Origin of the sequence: Rhodococcus sp. HNM0563 (assembly GCF_012726195.1) — a bacterium.
In the GTDB taxonomy this organism is placed as follows: domain Bacteria; phylum Actinomycetota; class Actinomycetes; order Mycobacteriales; family Mycobacteriaceae; genus Rhodococcus.
Genome location: NZ_JAASAF010000006.1, coordinates 280,864 through 299,908, shown reverse-complemented (window position 1 = coordinate 299,908; position 19,045 = coordinate 280,864). Strand labels below are relative to the sequence as shown.

At 64.9% G+C, this 19,045-nt stretch carries 11 protein-coding genes; 9 read left to right on the top strand and 2 right to left on the bottom strand.

All coding sequences use genetic code 11. From position 1 onward, the window contains the following. Positions 1–148: 148 nt before the first annotated feature. The 9 genes from HCA61_RS16005 to HCA61_RS15965 all read left to right on the top strand — a co-directional run bounded on the left by HCA61_RS16005 (position 149) and on the right by HCA61_RS15965 (position 17,220). Positions 149–3,595, top strand: coding sequence for a DEAD/DEAH box helicase family protein (locus HCA61_RS16005; protein ID WP_169689162.1), 3,447 nt, complete (start codon positions 149–151; stop codon positions 3,593–3,595). A 141-nt stretch (positions 3,596–3,736) separates the two neighbouring features. Beyond that, the gene (locus tag HCA61_RS16000; RefSeq protein ID WP_169689161.1) at positions 3,737–5,833 is read left to right on the top strand and encodes an efflux RND transporter permease subunit; all 2,097 of its coding nucleotides are present in this window, start codon (positions 3,737–3,739) and stop codon (positions 5,831–5,833) included. Positions 5,834–5,920: 87 nt separating this feature from the next. Continuing rightward, entirely contained in the window at positions 5,921–9,202 is a 3,282-nt protein-coding gene (gene lysX / locus HCA61_RS15995) for a bifunctional lysylphosphatidylglycerol synthetase/lysine--tRNA ligase LysX (RefSeq protein ID WP_346777578.1), read from the top strand. 182 nt (positions 9,203–9,384) lie between these two features. Beyond that, a complete protein-coding gene (locus tag HCA61_RS15990) occupies positions 9,385–11,313 on the top strand; it encodes an ATP-binding protein (RefSeq protein ID WP_346777568.1) in 1,929 nt (642 codons plus the stop codon). A 211-nt stretch (positions 11,314–11,524) separates the two neighbouring features. Beyond that, complete coding sequence (locus tag HCA61_RS15985) at positions 11,525–13,456, top strand: ATP-binding protein (RefSeq protein ID WP_169689159.1); 1,932 nt, start codon at positions 11,525–11,527, stop codon at positions 13,454–13,456. Between the two features lie 86 nt (positions 13,457–13,542). Next, entirely contained in the window at positions 13,543–14,142 is a 600-nt protein-coding gene (locus HCA61_RS15980) for a histidine phosphatase family protein (RefSeq protein ID WP_169689158.1), read from the top strand. Positions 14,143–14,184: 42 nt separating this feature from the next. Further along, positions 14,185–14,559 carry a hypothetical protein gene (locus HCA61_RS15975; protein WP_054714056.1) on the top strand — a complete coding sequence of 125 codons (375 nt, stop codon included), beginning with the start codon at positions 14,185–14,187 and terminating at the stop codon, positions 14,557–14,559. A 95-nt stretch (positions 14,560–14,654) separates the two neighbouring features. Next, complete coding sequence (locus tag HCA61_RS15970) at positions 14,655–16,250, top strand: molybdopterin-dependent oxidoreductase (RefSeq protein WP_169689157.1); 1,596 nt, start codon at positions 14,655–14,657, stop codon at positions 16,248–16,250. Between the two features lie 61 nt (positions 16,251–16,311). Beyond that, the gene (locus HCA61_RS15965) at positions 16,312–17,220 is read left to right on the top strand and encodes an SDR family NAD(P)-dependent oxidoreductase (RefSeq protein WP_169689156.1); all 909 of its coding nucleotides are present in this window, start codon (positions 16,312–16,314) and stop codon (positions 17,218–17,220) included. Between the two features lie 18 nt (positions 17,221–17,238). On the opposite strand, the gene HCA61_RS15960 is transcribed toward HCA61_RS15965, so the two are convergent. Together HCA61_RS15960 and HCA61_RS15955 are read right to left on the bottom strand one after the other, a co-directional pair. Continuing rightward, the gene (locus HCA61_RS15960; RefSeq protein ID WP_240959606.1) at positions 17,239–18,147 is read right to left on the bottom strand and encodes a cutinase family protein; all 909 of its coding nucleotides are present in this window, start codon (positions 18,145–18,147) and stop codon (positions 17,239–17,241) included. Between the two features lie 117 nt (positions 18,148–18,264). Continuing rightward, positions 18,265–19,041 (bottom strand): hypothetical protein, encoded by a 777-nt coding sequence (locus HCA61_RS15955; protein ID WP_169689155.1) that lies wholly within the window; start codon positions 19,039–19,041, stop codon positions 18,265–18,267. Between the last annotated feature and the right edge of the window lie 4 nt (positions 19,042–19,045).

Below are 19,045 nucleotides of genomic sequence, written 5' to 3'. Positions count from 1 at the left end.
TGCCGGTATTCGGCCCCGGCCGGTCGTGTCGGACCCCGTCAGTAGTGTTCGTCGGCTCCGAACAACTCGGATGCTTGTGCCAAGATCGAGCACAGAACGACACGTCACTGCGCGGGCGCGCACACGAGCGAAGAGAGGACCACGGTCCATGGTGGGGAACTTCGACTTCCTGCAGGCCGAATGGCCGCAGCTGCACGCCGAGGCCAAGAAGGCCGAACGCGACGCACTCTTCGACCCCCGCACCACCTGCTTCTACGCCCGCCGCGTCGTCGAGCACACGGTCAAATGGATCTACCGCACCCAGAACCTGCCCGAGCCGTACAAGACCGACCTCGCGGCCCGACTGCACGACGGCAAGTTCGTCGCCCTCGTCGGGCACTCCCTCGTCGCGAAGATGGACCTCATCCGCCGGCTCGGCAACACGGCCGTCCACGAGACCAGACCCGTCCCGAAGGACGCAGGCACGAAGGCGCTCGCGGAACTGTTCCACATCCTGTCCTGGCTGGCCCGCAGCTACGCGACGCAGCCGTCGAGCAAGCCGTCGCCGCAGCAACAGTTCGACCCTGCGCGGCTGCCCAAGCCCGGCGGGGGCGCCGTGGTGGCGAAGACCGTGGCACAGCTCGGAAAACTCGAAGCGGAGTTGGCCGACAAGGACGCAAAGCTCGAACAGTCCGAAGCCGAGAAGCAGGACCTGATCGCGCAGGTCAAGGCCCGCGACGAGGCCGCCGAAACAGCCGACCTGGAGAAGGCGAGCCTCGAGCAACTCATCGCGGAGTTGCGCGCCCAGATCGAGGCGGCACACCAGGCCAGTGCCGTCGCCCCCGACACCCACGACTACGACGAGGCACAGACCCGCCGCGACCTCGTCGACCTGATGCTCCACGAATCCGGGTGGCTGCTCGACCAGCCGCGGGACCGCGAGTACCCGGTCACCGGAATGCCCGACGGCAAGAGCGGATTCGCCGACTACGTGCTGTGGAGCGCCGACGGGCGCCCGCTTGCCGTGGTGGAGGCGAAACGGACGTCCGTGGATCCGTTCGCCGGGAAGCAGCAGGCGAAGCTGTACGCCGACTGCCTCGAACAGATGACGGGGCACCGCCCGGTCATCTATTACACCAACGGTTTCGAACACCACTTCTGGGACGACCTGCGCTATCCGGTGCGGCAGGTGGCCGGGTTCCACACCCGCGACGAACTCGAACTTCTCGTCGCGCGACGAGCCTCGATCAGGCCGCTGGCCGATATCCCGGTACCGCAGGAGATCGCAGGCCGGCCGTATCAGGAGAAGGCAATCCGCTCGGTCATCGAACGGTTCGAGCACGAGAACCAGCGGGCCGCGTTGCTGGTCATGGCCACCGGATCCGGAAAGACCCGCACCGTCGTCGCACTCGCCGACATGCTGATGCGCGCCAATTGGGTGAAGCGGGTGCTGTTCCTCGCCGACCGCAAGGCCCTCGTCAAACAGGCAGTCGGCGCGTTCAAAACGCATCTACCCGATTCCTCGCCGGTGAACCTGCTGACCGACAAGAACACCGAGGGTCGCGTCTACGTCTCCACCTATCCGACCATGATGGGCCTCATCGACGAAACTGATAGTGGTACAAGACGATTCGGTCCAGGATACTTCGACCTCATCGTCATCGACGAGGCGCATCGTTCGGTGTACCAGAAGTACCGGCACATCTTCGGCTACTTCGACTCACTGCTGCTCGGACTCACTGCCACCCCCAAGGACGAGGTGGACTACAACACCTATCAGTTGTTCCAGCTCGAAACCGGCGTCCCCACCGACGATTACTCGCTCGATCAGGCAATCAACGACAGGTTCCTCGTCCCGCCGCGCGCGGTGACGGTGCCACTCACGTTCCCGCTGCACGGAATCCGCTATGCCGACCTCAGCGACGAGGAGAAGAAACGCTACGAGGGCATCGACTGGGGCGACGACGTCCCCGACGACGAGATCCCCGACGTCGTCCAGGCCGAGGCCGTCAACAAGTGGCTGTTCAACATCGACACCGTAGACAAGGTCCTCGAAACGGTCATGACGCACGGGCACCGCGTCGCGGGAGGCGACAGACTCGGCAAGACCATCGTCTTCGCGAAGAACGAGCGGCACGCCCAGTTCATCGCGGATCGGTTCGACGCCAACTACCCCGAATTCAAGGGCTCCTTCGCGCGCGTCATCACTCACTCGGTGACCTACGGTCAGGATCTCATCGACAAGTTCTCGCAGCCCGACCAGGAACCACATATCGCGATCTCCGTCGACATGCTCGACACCGGCATCGACGTCCCCGAAGTCGTGAACCTGGTGTTCTTCAAACCCGTGCGGTCGAAGTCGAAGTTCTGGCAGATGGTCGGCCGCGGCACCCGGCTGCGACCCGACCTGTACGGCCCCGGCCAGGACAAGACCGACTTCTTCATCTTCGACGTGTGCGGCAACTTCGACTACTTCGATCAGCACCCGGACGCCTCCGAGGGCGCGCTCTCGCCCTCGCTGTCGCAGCGGCTGTTCACCGTACGCACCGAACTCGTGGCGGCACTGGACCGTTCCGGAGTGGCAGCCGAGCTGCGCAAAGCAACTGCGGACACACTGCACACCCAGGTTGCCGGTATGCGGCTCGACAACTTCATCGTCCGCACTCGCCGTCGTGAAGTCGAGAAGTACGCCGACCGCGCCGCCTGGGACTCAGTGACAGAGCAGCAGGCCGCCGAGATCGTCGAGAGTCTCGCCGGGCTGCCGACCACCGTGCGCGACAGCGACGAGATGGCCAAGCGGTTCGATCTCGTCGTCCTGCGTGGTCAGCTCGCTGTCATCATCGACGACGGCACCCTTCCGAAACACGAGGGCACCATCCGCGGTGTCGCCGACGGGCTGCTCGAGGAAGGGCTGACGATCCCGAAGGTCAAGGCCAAGGAAGAATTGCTCCGCGAGGTCGCGAGCGACGAATGGTGGCAGGACGTCACCCCGGAAATGCTCGAACACGCGAGGCGGGAACTGCGATCGGTCGTCGGGCTGCTGGAGAAGAAGAAGCGGGCCATCGTCTACACCGACTTCACCGATACCCGCGGCGAGGTCGTCGAAAGGAATATGCCGGAGATGCGGTCCGGTACCGATGTCGAGCGCTACACCGCGAAAGTGCGCGACTATCTGCGTCGCCAGCCCCACAACCTGGCCCTGCAGAAGCTGCGCTCCGGCAAGTCGCTGACCCCGGCCGACTTGGAGTCCCTCGAAGAGCTTCTGGCGCGCAGCGGCGCCGGCGACTCCGAAGACATGGAACGGGCCATCGCAAACGCACAGGGGCTCGGGCGATTCATCCGCTCCCTGGTCGGGCTCGACCAGCAGGCCGTGCAGGAAGCTTTCGCGGAGTTCCTCGGTGAGCGGACCGCCTCGTCCAGCCAGATCGACTTCGTCAACCTTGTGATCAGTCACCTCACCCGGCACGGAGAAATGGATCCGAAGCTGCTGTTCGAAGCGCCGTTCACCGATACCGCGCCGCAGGGGCCGACCCAGCTGTTCGCACCCGAGCAGACGAAACGCCTCGTCGGCGTCATCCGGTCGATCAGTAACTCTGCAGGAGCAGCCACCGCCTGATCAGACGCGCTCACCGACGAAACCCTCCCACGCTGGTGTGCGCCCATCCGGGTGGCCTGTTACTCCGAATCCTGAGCGACCGACACACTCGAGGCAACATGGTGCCTGCACGTTCCGTGCCGGCCCGACCAGGAGGAGCTCTTGAGCACCACGACGACATCGAAACCCCACCGTTCTCGTCTGCGATGGCTCATACCCGCCGTGCTCCTTCTGGTATGGCTCGGAATCGCTGGCGGCGGCGGGCCGTTCGCAGGCAAACTCAGCGAAGTCGCCTCGACCGACGCGAGTTCCTTCCTGCCCGCCTCGGCGGAATCGACCCGCGCCGACGAGATCTACGCCGAGTTCCGCGACAGCGACGCTATTCCGGCGATTGTCGTCGCCGAGCGCGACGGCGGGATCACCCAGGACGACATCGCCTTCCTCACCACGGAATCGGCGGGACCGCCGCCCATTCCCTCCGAGGACGGGCAGGCAGTGCAGATGATCGTCCCGATCGACAGCAACGTCGAGGTCAAGGACGCCGTCGAAGAGCTGCGTACCGCGCTCGAAAGCGCACCGCAAGGCCTGACCGTCCACGTGACCGGACCCGCGGGTCAGGCGGCCGATCTCTCGGCTGCGTTCGCCGGGATCGACGGACTGCTGCTGCTCGTCGCGGGCGGTGTGGTGCTGCTCATCCTGATCGTCGTCTACCGCAGCCCGATTCTTCCGTTCGTCGTCATCATCTCGGCCGTGTTCGCACTCGCGCTCGCCAGTGCGCTCGTCTACCTGCTCGCCGACGCAGGCACGATCGCGCTCAACGGGCAGAGCCAGGGCATCATGTTCATCCTGGTATTCGGTGCAGCCACCGACTATGCGTTGCTGCTCGTCGCCCGCTTCAGAGAAGAATTGCGCATCCAGGAAGACAAGTACGCTGCCATGCGCACAGCGTGGCGCGCCTCGCTCGAACCCATCGCAGCATCGGCGGGCACCGTCATCCTTGGTGTGCTCTGCTTGCTGCTGTCCGATCTGAACTCCAACCGCGGTCTCGGACCGGTCGCCGCGATCGGTATTGCCGCGTCGTTCGTCGCCTCCGTGACATTCCTGCCCGCCGCCCTCGTCCTACTCGGGCGAGTCGCCTTCTGGCCCACCCGTCCGCGGTACGAACCGAATTTCGACAGCGACAACCTCGAACAGGCGCACCGCTTCTGGAACCGAATCGCCCAGTGGGTGGGATCGAAACCGCGACCCATCTGGATCGTGTGCAGTCTCGTACTCGTCGCCTTCGCGCTGCTGCTGCCGCAATTCAAGGCTGCCGGTGTGGCCTCGTCCGATCTGTTCCTCCTGCAGACCGATTCCAAGTCCGGACAGCAGATCCTCGGCGAGCACTTCGACGCAGGCAGCGGTTCGCCGACCGTGATCATCGCAAACGAACCATCACGCGACGCAGTGACCGACGCCGCGCGGATCGACGGCGTCACCACCGTCGAACCTGTCGTCGGGCCGGACGGTGCACCGACCGTGGTCGACGGGCAGATCGCCCTGCAGGCCACCCTGACCGACCCGGCCGACTCGCTCGAGGCAGAGGCGACAGTCGAACGCATCCGCGACGCCGTGCACGCGGTGCCGGGCTCCGACGCCCTCGTCGGCGGGCCCACCGCGGTGGACCTCGACACCAAGGACACCGCTACCCGCGACCGCACACTGATCATCCCGGTCGTCGCACTCGTGGTGCTGCTGGTGCTCATCGTGCTGCTGCGGGCGATCGTCGCACCGATTCTGCTGATGCTCACCGTCATCGTGTCGTTCGCGGCCACGCTCGGTGTGTCGTCGCTGCTGTTCAACCACGTGTTCGGCTTCCCCGGCGCGGATCCGGTGGTGCCGCTCTTCGCATTCGTGTTCCTCGTTGCGCTCGGCGTCGACTACAACATCTTCCTCATGACCCGGGTGCGCGAGGAAACGAAGAAGGTGGGCACGCGCACCGGCACGCTCCGTGCGCTCACGGTCACCGGCGGGGTGATCACGTCGGCGGGAATCGTGCTTGCCGCCACGTTCTCGGCGCTGGCGGTGATTCCGTTGCTGTTCCTTGCGCAACTTGCGTTCATCGTCGCGTTCGGCGTACTGCTCGATGCGCTTCTGGTGCGGTCGCTGGTGGTTCCGGCACTGACGATCGACATCGGCCGCAAGGTCTGGTGGCCCAGCGCACTGTCGCGTAGCGAGCCCGATACCGCGGCCGAGACCGACACGAAGGCAGTGTCCTAGCGCGTACCGTTCGCAACGGAGGCCCGACAACGATACGGTCGGGACATGTCTGCGGATCTCACCGCGAGGCCGGATCCACCGTCCCCGGTGACGGTTCCGTCTCCCACAGCGCCCACACGCTTCCACGCCCGCATGACGGCGGTTCCACACTTCTTCGGAGTGGCGCTCGCCGTGTATGCGGGCGTGGTCGCGTTGTGGTCGCTGTCGCCCACATTGCGCGTCTGGCTTCACACGCCGCGCGAGTACGTCGACGAGTACTACTTCGACGCCCCCGATACGAGTCTGTCGTTCGCGCTCGTCGTCGCGGTGCTCGCCGCCGCGATCGCGGGGCGCAAGCGCATCGCCTGGTGGATTCTCACGATCTACCTCGGCGGTTTCGCGCTCACGAATCTGATGCTCGCGATCGTGGACCGCGATCCGAATCACCTCGCGGCGCTGATCGTGCACCTGCTGCTCGTGGGCGTGCTGCTGCTCTCGTTCGGCGAGTTCAACACGCGCGTGCGGCCGGGGTCGATTCCGTGGTCGCTGGTGGTCCTCGTGGGAGGACTCGTCACCGCGACATTGATCGGCTGGGGGCTCGTCGAACTATTTCCCGGAACTCTGCCTCCCGAGGACCGCTTGTGGTGGGCAGTCAATCGCGTCACCGCCCTGACCTTCATCGACAACGACCAGTTCAGCGGGCACACGCACTGGCTCGTCAGCACCACCCTCGGGTTCCTCGGCGCACTCGCGTTGCTTGCCGCACTGTTCGTCCTGTTCCGATCCCAACGCTCGTCGAATGCGCTCACCGGGACAGACGAATCCGCAATCCGGCGACTGCTCGATCAGCATGGCGACGACTCGCTCGGCTACTTCGCGACGCGGCGCGACAAGGCGGTGGTGTTCGCACCGAGTGGTAAGGCTGCCGTCACCTATCGCGTCGAGATCGGTGTGTGCCTTGCCTCGGGCGATCCGGTGGGTGATCCCGAGGCGTGGCCGCACGCGATCGACGAATGGCTGGGCCTTGCCCGCGCGTACGGATGGACACCTGCCGTGATGGGCGCGAGCGAAGAGGGCGCCCGGGCGTATCACCGTGCCGGACTGTCGGTCCTGCAGCTCGGCGACGAGGCGGTATTGCACACACAGGGATTCTCCCTCACCGGCCACGACATGAAGCCGGTGCGACAGGCCGTCAACCGGGCGCGCAAGCACGGTGTGTCCGTACGGATTCGACGACACTTCGATGTCGGCACCGGCGAGATGGCCAATGTGATCCGGCTCGCCGACGCCTGGCGCGACACCGACACCGAACGCGGATTCTCGATGGCACTCGGCCGGCTGGGCGATCCACTCGACGCGAACTGTCTTCTCGTCGAGGCGATCGTCGACGGCACACCGGTCGCGATGCTGTCACTCGCGCCCTGGGGTGAAAACAGCGTGTCGCTCGATCTGATGCGTCGTGACCCGGCGGCACCGAACGGTGTCGTCGAGTTCATGGTCACCGAGCTCGCCACCCACGCATCGCTTTTCGGAATCGACCGGATTTCACTGAACTTCGCGGTCTTCCGCTCCGCGTTCGAAGAGGGCTCTCGCATCGGGGCGGGGCCGATCATGCGGTTGTGGCGATCGATCCTGCTGTTCTTCTCCCGGTGGTGGCAACTCGAAGCTCTCTACCGATCCAATGTCAAGTACCACCCCGAATGGGTGCCGCGTTTCCTCTGTTTTCGCGACAACCGCGAGATTCCGCGTATCGCACTGGCTTCGTCGGTTGCCGAGGGCTTTCTCACGGTGCCCAGTTTCGGTCGCCGGAAACTTTTGAAGCACACCGGTACCCATTCGATGCTGCCGGTCGATCCCGATGCGGTGCCCGACGACGGAAGTGCCTCGGAGGCCGACTCTGCCCCACCGCGATCGGCACACTCCGGCGGTAATCGCCGAGGCCCTGAGCAGGACAGCGTACGGATGAATACGTTGGAGAGGATCGTCGAGTACGGCGTCGACCCGTATCCGGTCGCCGACGCACCGACCCATACCGTTGCCGAAGCCCGCGAGACGATCCGCGGGGGGCCGGTCCAGGTAGCCGGCCGGATATTACGGATCCGCGATTTCGGTGGAGTCCTGTTCGCCGTCGTGCGTGACTGGTCCGGTGATGTCCAGATCCTTGTCGATCGCGAACGTGTCGGTGGCCGCCAATTCCTGTTCGACCTCGGCGATCTCGTTGAAGTCTCCGGCGAGATGGGTCGCAGTCGCACCGGGGAGGTCTCCCTGCTGGCCGACTCGTGGCGAATCAACGGTAAGTGTCTGCATCCGCTGCCCGACAAGTGGCGCGGTCTTGTCGATCCGGACGCGAAAGTTCGCCAGCGGTACGTGGATCTGGCGATCGACCGCAACGCACAGCGGCTACTGGCTGCCCGCAGTGCCGTGGTGCGGTCCCTGCGCGACCAACTTCAGGACGTCGGGTATCTCGAGGTCGAGACACCGATCCTGCAGTCCGTACACGGCGGGGCCAATGCCGCGCCGTTCACCACGCACATCAACGCCTACGACACCGACCTGTATCTGCGGATCGCACCCGAGTTGTATCTCAAACGCCTGTGCGTGGCCGGAATGGAGAAAGTGTTCGAGATCGGACGCGTATTCCGCAACGAAGGTACAGATTTCAAGCATAATCCGGAATTCACGATCCTCGAGGCGTACGAGGCGCACAGCGACTACGAAAAAATGCTCACACTCGCCCGCACCCTGATCCAGCGGGCGGCGGTCGCCGCGCACGGACGCGAGATGATCGTTCGCCGCGACGACCACGGCACGCCGGTGGAGATCGACATTTCGGGTGAGTGGCCGATCAAGACCTTCCACGACGCGTTGTCCGAGGCCCTGGGCACGTTCGTCGACGCCGAAACTCCGGTCGAGGTCCTGCGCCGGATGTGCGACGAGCACTCGATCGCCTACGACCCGGCCTGGGATGCGGGTGCCACGGCGCAAGAACTCTACGAGCACCTCGTTGAATCCCGTACCGAATTTCCCACGTTCTACACCGACTTCCCCACGTCCGTCTCACCGCTGACCAGACCGCACCCCCGCAAACGTGGTGTCGCGGCGAAGTGGGACCTGGTCGCATGGGGTGTCGAACTCGGCACCGCCTACAGCGAACTGACCGATCCGATCGATCAGCGGGCGCGGCTCACCGAGCAGTCGCTTCTCGCCGCGGGCGGCGACGAGGAAGCGATGGAGCTCGACGACGATTTCCTGCACGCACTCGAGTACGCGATGCCGCCGACGGGTGGTCTCGGTATGGGCGTCGACCGGATCGTGATGTTGATCCTCGGTGGGAGTATCCGCGAATCACTCGCATTCCCGTTCGTAAAGCCGCGGCATTCGCAAAGCTGACGTCGAATACACGTTTTCCCTGCACCGGACGGTTGACACCCTTCACAACAGGCAGATCACGCTTCGGGATTTTACTCTAACTTTGGGTGGAGATTTGTATAAGACCACCATCGAGGGGTAGAACGTATTCCAGCGCACTTTCTCACGCGCCGAAATAGCCCTGTGTGGAAGGAAAACCGAGCGTGAAACTCCGCCGCAGCAGTATCTTCCAGCTCGGCAACTGGCGGCTGAGATACAAACTCGGTGTCGTCGTCGCCGTGCCCCTCCTCGCAGCGATGCTGCTCGGCGGTCTCCGCATCAGCACTCAGCTCGAGGAGTCGAGCCGGTACGACGCCCTCTCCGACCAGATTGCCGTCGCACCGGCACTGCTCGAATACTCGACTGCACTCGTGAGCATGGTGACCGTGACCAGCCTCGGAATCCCACCGACGCTGGCCAGCTCGGAAGACGTCACCACAACGATGCGACAGGTGGTCGACACGGCAGACGAGAGCGGACTCGGCCCAGCCATCCACAAAGAACTCGACGCACTCCTCACCGACGGTGCAATTCTTCACGACGGCGTGATGAACTCGGGCATGTCGGCGGACGAACGCGAGCGACGCACCACCGATTTCCTGGTCAGATGCAAGAACATCTTCCGGGACATCTTCGACCTTCTCGAAGACAACGACGCACTCGTCGACGCCTCCAACCTGATCACTGTGTGGGACGCACAGCTCAATCTGCTCAGCCAGATGGAAACGCTCAGCATGCTTGCAACCGATCCCGAAGCGGCACAGGCCGCTGCACTGAAGGCCATCGACAACGAGGAGTCGACTCTACGGCTGCTCCTCGACTCGCGGCTCGATACCGGCCAGATCGAAGAAATGCTCGACGACATCGCAGCACGCCGTGCGCTGATCCAGAACTACACACCCACCCGCCAATTCGGTGAGCAACTACGCGGTTCGATGGTGGCGGCTTCTGCGCCGTACGCCGACAGCATCGTCCATGCCAGCGATCAGATCACGACGACACTCGACCGTCTCACCTCCAACGCCCGATCCGATGCCATCCGCGACTCGATCCTGATCGGCACGATGCTCGTGATCGCCCTCGGTCTCGCCTTGCTCGTCGCGCGATCTCTGGGCCTCCCACTCCGCCGGCTCCGCAAGGAAACCCTGGCCGCTGCCGAAACCGAACTCCCCAACGCAATCGCCGCAGTGAAGGACGGCGCCGACGTCGAGAGCGTCCGCCTCGCACCGATCGGCATCGAGACCACCGAGGAGATCGGCCAGGTGTCGCGAGCTGTGGATTCGATGAAGAACGAAGCTCTGCGGCTCGCAGGCGAGCAAGCACACCTGCGACAGCAGGTGAACGTCATGTTCGAAACCCTCGCACGACGAAACAAGACTCTTGTCGAACAGCAGCTCTCGCTCATCGAGTCACTCGAATACCAGGAGAAGGACCCCGGCCGCCTGCAAAGCCTGTTCTCGCTCGACCATCTTGCGGCGCGCATGCGTCGCACCGGCGAGTCGTTGCTCGTGCTCGCGGGCACCCGGCCTCGTACCCGCACATCCCCGGCGCCGCTCGCCGACGTGTTGCGGGGCGCGGTCTCCCAGGTCGAGAACTACCAGCGGGTCCACATCGGACGCACCCCGCACGGATATCTCCTCGGAAGCGCCATCGACGACGTCGTGCACCTGATCGCCGAGCTCGTCGACAACGCGCTGCGGGCATCACCTCCCAACAGCCCGGTCCGCCTCGAGTTCGCCTCTGCAGAAGGCGGCGGACTTCTCCTCGAGATCGCCGATGTCGGAATCGGTATCCCGCGCGCTGCACTCGATCAGATCAACAGCCGTCTCTCCGATGGCGCCGAGGCCGACGTCAACGCTCCCCGGCAGATGGGCCTGTTCGTAGTGGGTCGTCTCGCCGCGCGCAACGGCATGAACGTCCGGCTCCGTCCCACGTTCGACTCGGACACCAATTCCGGTGTGACCGCGTCGGTCTACTTCCCCTCGTCCTTGCTTGCCGAAATCCAGGCACCGAGTACCACTGCGATCACCGAACGTCCACGTCGACTCTCCGTCGAAGACGGCGCGTCGCCCTACACGCAGAGTGGTCGCTGAAGGACCGCGTGTTTCACGTGAAACTGGAGCGTTCCCGCCGATAAACCGCGACGTTCGTTCTGTGACCTGCACCTGCACCACAGGCGGCCAACTGTAAGTAGTGCACGGAGGGTGTACAAGATCACATATCTCATGTAGAACGATGCGCTGGGGTGAAGAGCAGAAGTATTTGCTTCGTCGGAATTCTTTCGCGGAGGGAACAACTCGAACCATGAGCCAGCGCAGCATCCGGGGGGCTCAGCCGCGCAACTGGCGGTTGGGATACAAGCTCGGTGTCGTCCTCGCAGTCCCATTGCTCGCCGCCAGCGTACTCGGGGGGTTCCGTGTGTCCTCCCAACTCGAGGATGCTCAACGCGTCGCGGCGCTCGCCGACCAGATCGCGGTGGCCCCCGCGATGCTCGATTTCTCGCGTGCCGTACTCAGTGTGGCGACGACGGCGTCGCTCGGGTTGCCCGCCGAGTACATGTCGACGGACGATATCGAACGGTCGATGGCTTTCGCCGAACGAATTTCGGCAAGAAGCGATCTCGATCCGAATATCGCGCAGGATATCGACTTGGTGCTGGCGGATGGTGAGACGCTTTACCTCGCCGCGGTCAATGCGCAGATCGCCCCCGACGAACTGCGCCGCACCACCACCGACTTCCTGACGCGCTGCCGGAACATCATCCGCGTCGTGTTCGACCTCCTCGAGGACAACAAGGCGCTGGTGGATGCCACCAACTTGCTCAACGTCTGGGATGCCCAGAGCAACCTGCTCGCGCAGATGGAATCGTTCCGCTTTCTGGGCACCAACCCTGAGGCCGCACAGGTGGTCGCCCAGAGCGCAATGAACAACGAGGAAGCGACGCTCCGTCTGCTTCTCGGTTCCCGCCTCGACACCGGGCAGATCGACGGCATGCTCGCCGACATCGAGGGCCGGCGTGCCCTCGTCCGAACCCTGGAGCCCACTCCCGAATTCGGTGAGCAACTGGGTTACGCGATGATCGCGGCCTCCGAGCCCTACAGCGCCGCCATCGAAAGCGCCACCCGGGAGATCACCGTCACGCTCGATCGGCTCGCATCCGACGCGCGCACCGCCGCGATCCGTGACGCGGTCGTAGTGGGCGCAATCCTCGTGCTTGCCCTCGTCATCGCCCTACTCGTTGCCCGGTCCCTCTCGGTTCCTATGCGCCGCCTCCGCGACAGCACGCTCGCGGCGGCGAATACCGAACTGCCGGCAGCCATCGCAGCCGTCAAGGACGGGGCCGAAGTCGAGAGCGTCCGCCTTGCCCCGATCGGCATCGACACCGACGAGGAGATCGGTGAACTCGCGAGAGCTGTGGACTCGATGAACACCGAGGCACTCAGACTGGCCGGCGAGCAAGCCCACCTCCGTAAGCAGGTGAACGTCATGTTCGAAACGCTGGCGCGACGCAACAAGACTCTGGTGGAACAGCAGCTCTCGCTCATCGACTCCCTCGAATACCAGGAGAAGGACCCGGCACGGCTCCAGAGTCTGTTCTCGCTCGATCACCTTGCCACGAGAATGCGTCGCACGGGCGAATCTCTGCTCGTGCTGGCGGGCACTCGGCCGATCACCCGCACCTCACCGACACCGCTGTCGGACGTGTTGCATGGCGCAGTGTCCCAGGTGGAGAGCTATCAGCGTGTCCGGATCGGGAGCACTCCGCACGGATATCTGCTCGGATCAGCCGTCGACGACGTCGTGCACCTGATCGCCGAGCTCGTCGACAATGCGCTGCGCGCGTCGCCCCCGAACAGCTCGGTCCGGGTCGAGTTCTCGCCGGCCGTGGGGGGCGGGCTCCTCCTCGATATCGCCGACGTCGGGATCGGTATCCCACGCGATGCGCTCGACAAGATCAATTCCCGTCTCACCGACGGCGACGGGGTCGATGTCAATGCGCCTCGCCAGATGGGCCTGTTCGTGGTGGGGCGGCTGGCCGCGCGTAACGGACTTTCGGTCCGTCTTCGCCCGACCTTCGATTCCCAGACAAATCCAGGGGTGACATCATCCGTCTACTTTCCGGCGACGCTGCTCGCTGATGTACACGACGCCACTCCCACCGCCCTCATCGAACGGCCAAGAAGGTTGCCCCAGTGGGATGAGGCCCCGCAGGAGCGCATACCGGCCGGTCAATGACGCTCGTAGCCCCCACTGAGCGGGCGAGTTTCACGTGAAACCGGGGTCGAGCATGCCCAGGCCCAGTCGCGTGACATGGTGTTTCCGTGCAACTTCTTCTGATCCGCCATGCCCAACCGGAATACGCCCGCGTGAACCTGGGGCGCGCTGATCCGTCCCTGACCGAACAGGGTCTGGTCCAGGCCGGACGGCTGGTGGAAGCACTCGCGCCCTACCGGATCGCGCGGTTGTTCTCGAGCCCGCAGCTGCGAGCCCTCCAAACAGCCCAGCCGCTCGCCGACCGGCTGACGCTGCCGGTCGAGCAGATCGCGGGCCTCGCGGAGTACGACTACGAGCTCGATCACTACATTCCGTTCGAAACCGCGAAAGAACTCGGATCCGACGCCTATCAGCGTATCCTCGCTGGCCACCTTCCCGATTTCGTCGATGCGGAACTTTTCCGCACTCGGGTGCTCCAGTCGGTCGAGCAGGTCGTTTCCTCGTGTGCGCATGAGGAGACCGCGGTGGTCGTCGCGCACGGCGGTGTCATCAACATCGTGCTGCAAGACCTCCTCGGGCTCGAGCTGCCGCTGGCATTCCCGATCGAATACGCATCGGTCACGCGCCTTCTCGTCTCCCGTGCGGGCCGGCGGCGGGTTGCGTCGATCAACGAGACCGGGCATGTGCGCGACACATTGCGCGTGTGAAACCGGTACACCGGCCGAGCGCAGCTCCTACGCTGAGGGACCATGCGCACCTTCAGCCGAACAGTGTCCATAGTTGCTCTGGCCGGCGCTGCGGTGCTCGGCACCGCAGGCACCGCAGCTGCCGACGAGTGGCCGTCCGACAACGGCGCGGTGACCGTCGTCGTACAGCCCGACTTCCTCGTTCCGAGCGACGGCGAATTCTGGAATCCGCTGGTCGCGAAAAACCGTCTCACCTCACCGTTCGGTGAGTCGACGCGAATCGAATGTACGCAATTCCACGGCGTGCTCCTCGAGTGCTGGCAGGCCGACCAGAACGGAAATCCGCACAAGCTCACCGCACTCCCGTTCAACTTCCCCGCGGTCACCGGTTCCGCGGAGCCGGGTGGAGGTCCGTCGCACTTCGTGTATCTCGGCTGATATCGGAAGCCGCGTCGTCCACTGCCACACCGGCTCACCCATCCGCTTCATGTTCGGTACCGAAGTCCTCCCCGACATGACGGAAGGACGGGTGCATGACGACGAACGAGGAGAGCACGCACGCGGGCGACCCGGATACGGGGAACCGCAGACCGCATGCGCGGCCCGTGCTCGCAGCGCGGGCGCTCGCCGGCATACTGGCCGCCGCGGTCACCCTGGGAGTGGGCGAACTCGTAGCGGTGCCGTTCGGATCGTCCGCGTCCCCGTTCTTCGCAGTCGGATCCACGACCGTCGACCGAAGTCCTTCGTGGGCGCGTGAAATCGCGATCACCGCCTTCGGCACCAACGACAAGGCGGCGCTGTTCATCGGGATGAGCATCCTGATCGCGGTGTTCGCCGCGCTCGCCGGGGTCGTCGAGCGGCCCGGGCGCCCCTACGGCAGTCTCGTTCTCGTTGGCCTCGGCCTCGTCGGGGTGTATGCAGCCACGACCCGGCCCGGTGCGACCGTCGTCGACGCCGTTCCGACGATCGTGGGTGTTGCCGCAGGCCTCGCAACCTTGACCATTCTCACTCGGTGCGCACTCGGGATCGACCATGCAACACACGCAGGCTCAGGGATTCCCCGCCGACGATTTCTCGTGCTGGCAGGCGCCGCTGCTGCGGTCGCAGTGTCCGCCGGTATGGCAGGCCGTCACCTCGCGGGCTCGATCGCCGGTGCAGTCCGCAACCGCATGGCCTTCGTTGCACCACTCGTGAAGACGGCCGATCGTGCGCCGGCGGTCGCACCCGGCTCCGAGATCGCAGTCCCCGGCGCGACACCGTTCATCACCGGCAACAACACCTTCTACCGCATCGATACCGCTCTACAGGTGCCGATGCTCACCACCGACGACTGGGCACTGCGGATCCACGGCATGGTCGACCGGGAGATCACCTTGAGCTGGGACGATCTCACGGCTCGCACACCCGTCGAACGGACCATCACTCTGACCTGCGTGTCCAACGAGGTCGGCGGGTCTCTCGCAGGCACCGCCACGTGGATCGGCTACCCGATCAAGGACCTACTCGACGAGGTGGGCATCTCGCCTGACGCCGACATGTTGTTGTCGACCAGTGCCGACGGATTCACCGTGGGCACGCCGACAGCACTCGTGCGTGACGGCCGGGACGCACTGCTCGCGGTGACGATGAACGGTGAGCCGCTACCGTTCGAGCACGGCTACCCGGTCCGGCAGGTGGTCCCCGGACTGTACGGATTCGTCTCGGCCACAAAGTGGGTCGTGGACTGGGAGGTGACACGGTTCGACCGGGCACAGGCGTATTGGACGCGTCGCGGTTGGGCCGAGCAGGCACCGATCAAGACAGCGTCCCGGATCGATGTTCCGGCGCCGTTCGCACGTGTCACCGCAGGTGAGGTCCTGGTCGCGGGTACGGCATGGGCCCAGCACCGCGGTATCGCCCGGGTCGAAGTACGGGTAGACGGAGGCCCGTGGGGCGACGCGACCCTAGCCGAGGAATACTCCGTCGACACCTGGCGTCAATGGCATTGGAGGTGGCAGGCCGTGCCCGGCACGCACACTCTTCAGGTACGGGCGACCGATCGAGGTGGCGAGGTCCAGACCGAACTGCGCGTCGAGCCGATCCCCGATGGCGCCAGCGGATGGCACACCCGCTCGATCACCGTCGTGTGAGCACTGTGGTGTGGGCACGGTGAGCCGGACACATGCCGTTTCGTCGTGTTGGATGGAAGACATGCCCTCTCGGTACGCGCAGATCCGACGATGGCGAGCCGGAACCGCTATCCGCGCCCGCCTCCACGACCTGACGGGCACGCTGGTCGTGGTCACCGGCGGTGCAAGCGGAATCGGTCGCGCTTCCGCTCGCGCCTTCTCGGCCGCGGGCGCGATCGTTGTGGTGGCGGACAAAGATCTCGACGGTGCGCTCGAAACAGTGCATCTGATCGACAATCCCGACTCCGCAGGTGGTTCGACCGCCGTCTTCGGCGGCGGCGCACATGCCTACGAGCTCGATGTCGCAGACGAGGCGCAGGTCCGTGAGTTCGCGAAGACTGTCCGGTCACGGCACGGAATTCCCGACGTGCTCGTCAACAACGCGGGCTTCGGAGTCATCGGCGCCTTCGTCGACACACCGCAGTCGGTCTTCGAAGATGTCATGAACACCAACTTCTGGGGCGCGGTGTACGGGTGCCGCTCGTTCACCACACAGATGGTCGAACGGGGTACCGGGGGACACATCGTGAACGTGTCGTCGGCAGCAGCGTTCATGACGCAGCGGAACCTGACCGCCTACTCGACGAGCAAAGCCGCAGTTTTCATGCTTTCGGAATGTCTACGCGCCGAGCTGATCGAACACGGTATCGGTGTGACCGTGGTGTGCCCGGATCTGGTGAACACGAATCTGACCCGGAACTCCGAATACGTCGCTCCGAGCCGGGAGAAGCGCGCCGCGCGCCGCGAGCGTGCGCTGTCGCTCCACCGCAGATTGCACGTCGAACCCGAGCGCGTCGCCGATGCGATCGTCTCCGCGGTGCGCCACAATCGGCCCATCGTCACCGTCGCTCCGGGTGCGAAGGCCAGGAAGTGGCTGAGCCGCTTGGCTCCACGGGTAGTGAGAGTGGGCTCGCGTTTCGATCTCGATTGATCGCGCGCCCCCGCGGCCTCATACCTTCGACGCGAGCCAGTCGTTGAGCCAGATCGTTGCCGTCGTACCGCGGTCGTCGACCGCATAGTTCGAGTAGTCCTGGTGGATCTGAGACCCGTAGAACTCGCGGATCTGTGCCTCCCGTTCGAAGTTCGCTTCGGGGCTGATCTGCAGCTGCAACATCGGTACCCCGCCCGCGGCCATGATGTCGTTGTAGAGAATGGTGGCCTCGTCGCGATAGTGCTCGAATTGATCGGGGCCGGTTCCCGCCGTGATCGCCATGAACCCGGCGAGGCGCGTCACGTAGTCCTCGCGGGAGGTCGAGCAGTACAGGTCTCCGACGGCGCAGATAGTGCGGACGTTGGGGCTCACCAATCCGAACCCACCGACGCGGGAGCCACCTGCGCCGTTGCCGGGCACGGGAGGTCCGACGAGCGAATCGGTTTCGGAGCGACGCGGATCGGAAATCAGGCCGACCGCGGTGAGCCGGTGTGGCGGGATCACACTGAGTCCGGTGCCGATCTCGGCGGCAAGATCGCCCGCGGCGTCGGCGCCCTGGCTGTACCCGACGAGCGCGAAATCGGTGCCGGGGCAGTGCGCCGCGGTACCGGCGATCAGATCCCTGGCGTTGTCGACCGCCCGGTTCCGGGAGATGCCGTACATGTCGCCCTCCCACGGGAAGGCAGTGGCCGGGTACTGCACATAGTCGACCCGGGCTCCGGCGGGAAGCCCGGCCGTGACCTGGGCCAGCATGCCGTTACCACGTTCGGGGTCGGGGGTGCTCGACGTCTCCCACGTCCCGGGGACAGCGATCACGTTCAATGTCGGGCAGCCGCCCGGATCAGCTTGTGCTGCAGGCGCTGCCACGATCGCACCTGCGACTGCGGCTGCTGCCGCCATCATTGCCGATGCCCTGCCGAACCCCATGGAAGATCCCCCGCCCCTATGTCATCACGTCACGCCACGCCCAAGTTTCCATCACGAATATGACACATCGGTGAACTCGGCGTGATTCGAGTCGGTATTTTTTCGGCGGAACAGAACCTATTCGCGCACGACGGTGACGGCGCCGCCCCCGATGTTGGTGACGAACACGTTGCTGGTGCCGTAGTCGAGTGCAGTGACCGGATCGGGCTTCTCGACAACCCTCGAGACCGGTCCTCCGGCACGATCGACCACGGTCACCGCGGGTCCGAAGAAGTTGGTGACGTAGACGTTGCCGGTGATCGGGTCGGTGACCACCATGCCCGGCGGGGCCGGAATCTCCGCGGGCAGCGGGCCCCTCGCGTGGTCCCAATCGATCACCTCGACCGAACCCGTCCCGATATTGGTGACGAACACACCGTCGCTGCCCGCATCGAGTTCCATCTGCGGCAACAACTCGGGCTCGCTCGCTGCCGGCTCCGGCCTCGGCCCAACAGCGTGGCGGTCGACGGTCACGCCACCGGTACCGAGATTCGTGACCGCGACGTTGCCGACGCCCCCGTCGACGCGCATCTCGAGCGGGGCGTCGGTCACGTGGGTGCGTCCCGGTTCGCGTCCTTCCGGATGTGTCACATTCACCGTGCCCGGTCCGACATTGGTGATGCAGGAATTTCCGCTACCGCCATCGAGGCCCAGCAGCATGAGGCCGTCGAACCCGAAAACCGGTGCTACCGGCGATGCCCCGTCGACGGTGACGATGCCCCCGGCGTTGCGAACGCAGTCGCTCATCGGGTCGGCCACCGCCGTGTGCGCTGTCGATACGGCTATCGCGGTAGCGCCCGCGCCGACCGCGACAACCGTCAGCGCCCGCTTCGTGACACTCCCGGATGCAGTCATGCGC

Coding starts and splice junctions, on each gene's coding strand:
- HCA61_RS16005 (WP_169689162.1), top strand. CDS start 149: ATGGTGGGGAACTTCGACTTCCTGCAGGCCGAATGGCCGCAGCTGCAC.
- HCA61_RS15985 (WP_169689159.1), top strand. CDS start 11,525: ATGAGCCAGCGCAGCATCCGGGGGGCTCAGCCGCGCAACTGGCGGTTG.
- HCA61_RS15975 (WP_054714056.1), top strand. CDS start 14,185: ATGCGCACCTTCAGCCGAACAGTGTCCATAGTTGCTCTGGCCGGCGCT.
- HCA61_RS15970 (WP_169689157.1), top strand. CDS start 14,655: ATGACGACGAACGAGGAGAGCACGCACGCGGGCGACCCGGATACGGGG.
- HCA61_RS15965 (WP_169689156.1), top strand. CDS start 16,312: ATGCCCTCTCGGTACGCGCAGATCCGACGATGGCGAGCCGGAACCGCT.
- HCA61_RS15960 (WP_240959606.1), bottom strand. CDS start 18,147: ATGGGGTTCGGCAGGGCATCGGCAATGATGGCGGCAGCAGCCGCAGTC.
- HCA61_RS15955 (WP_169689155.1), bottom strand. CDS start 19,041: ATGACTGCATCCGGGAGTGTCACGAAGCGGGCGCTGACGGTTGTCGCG.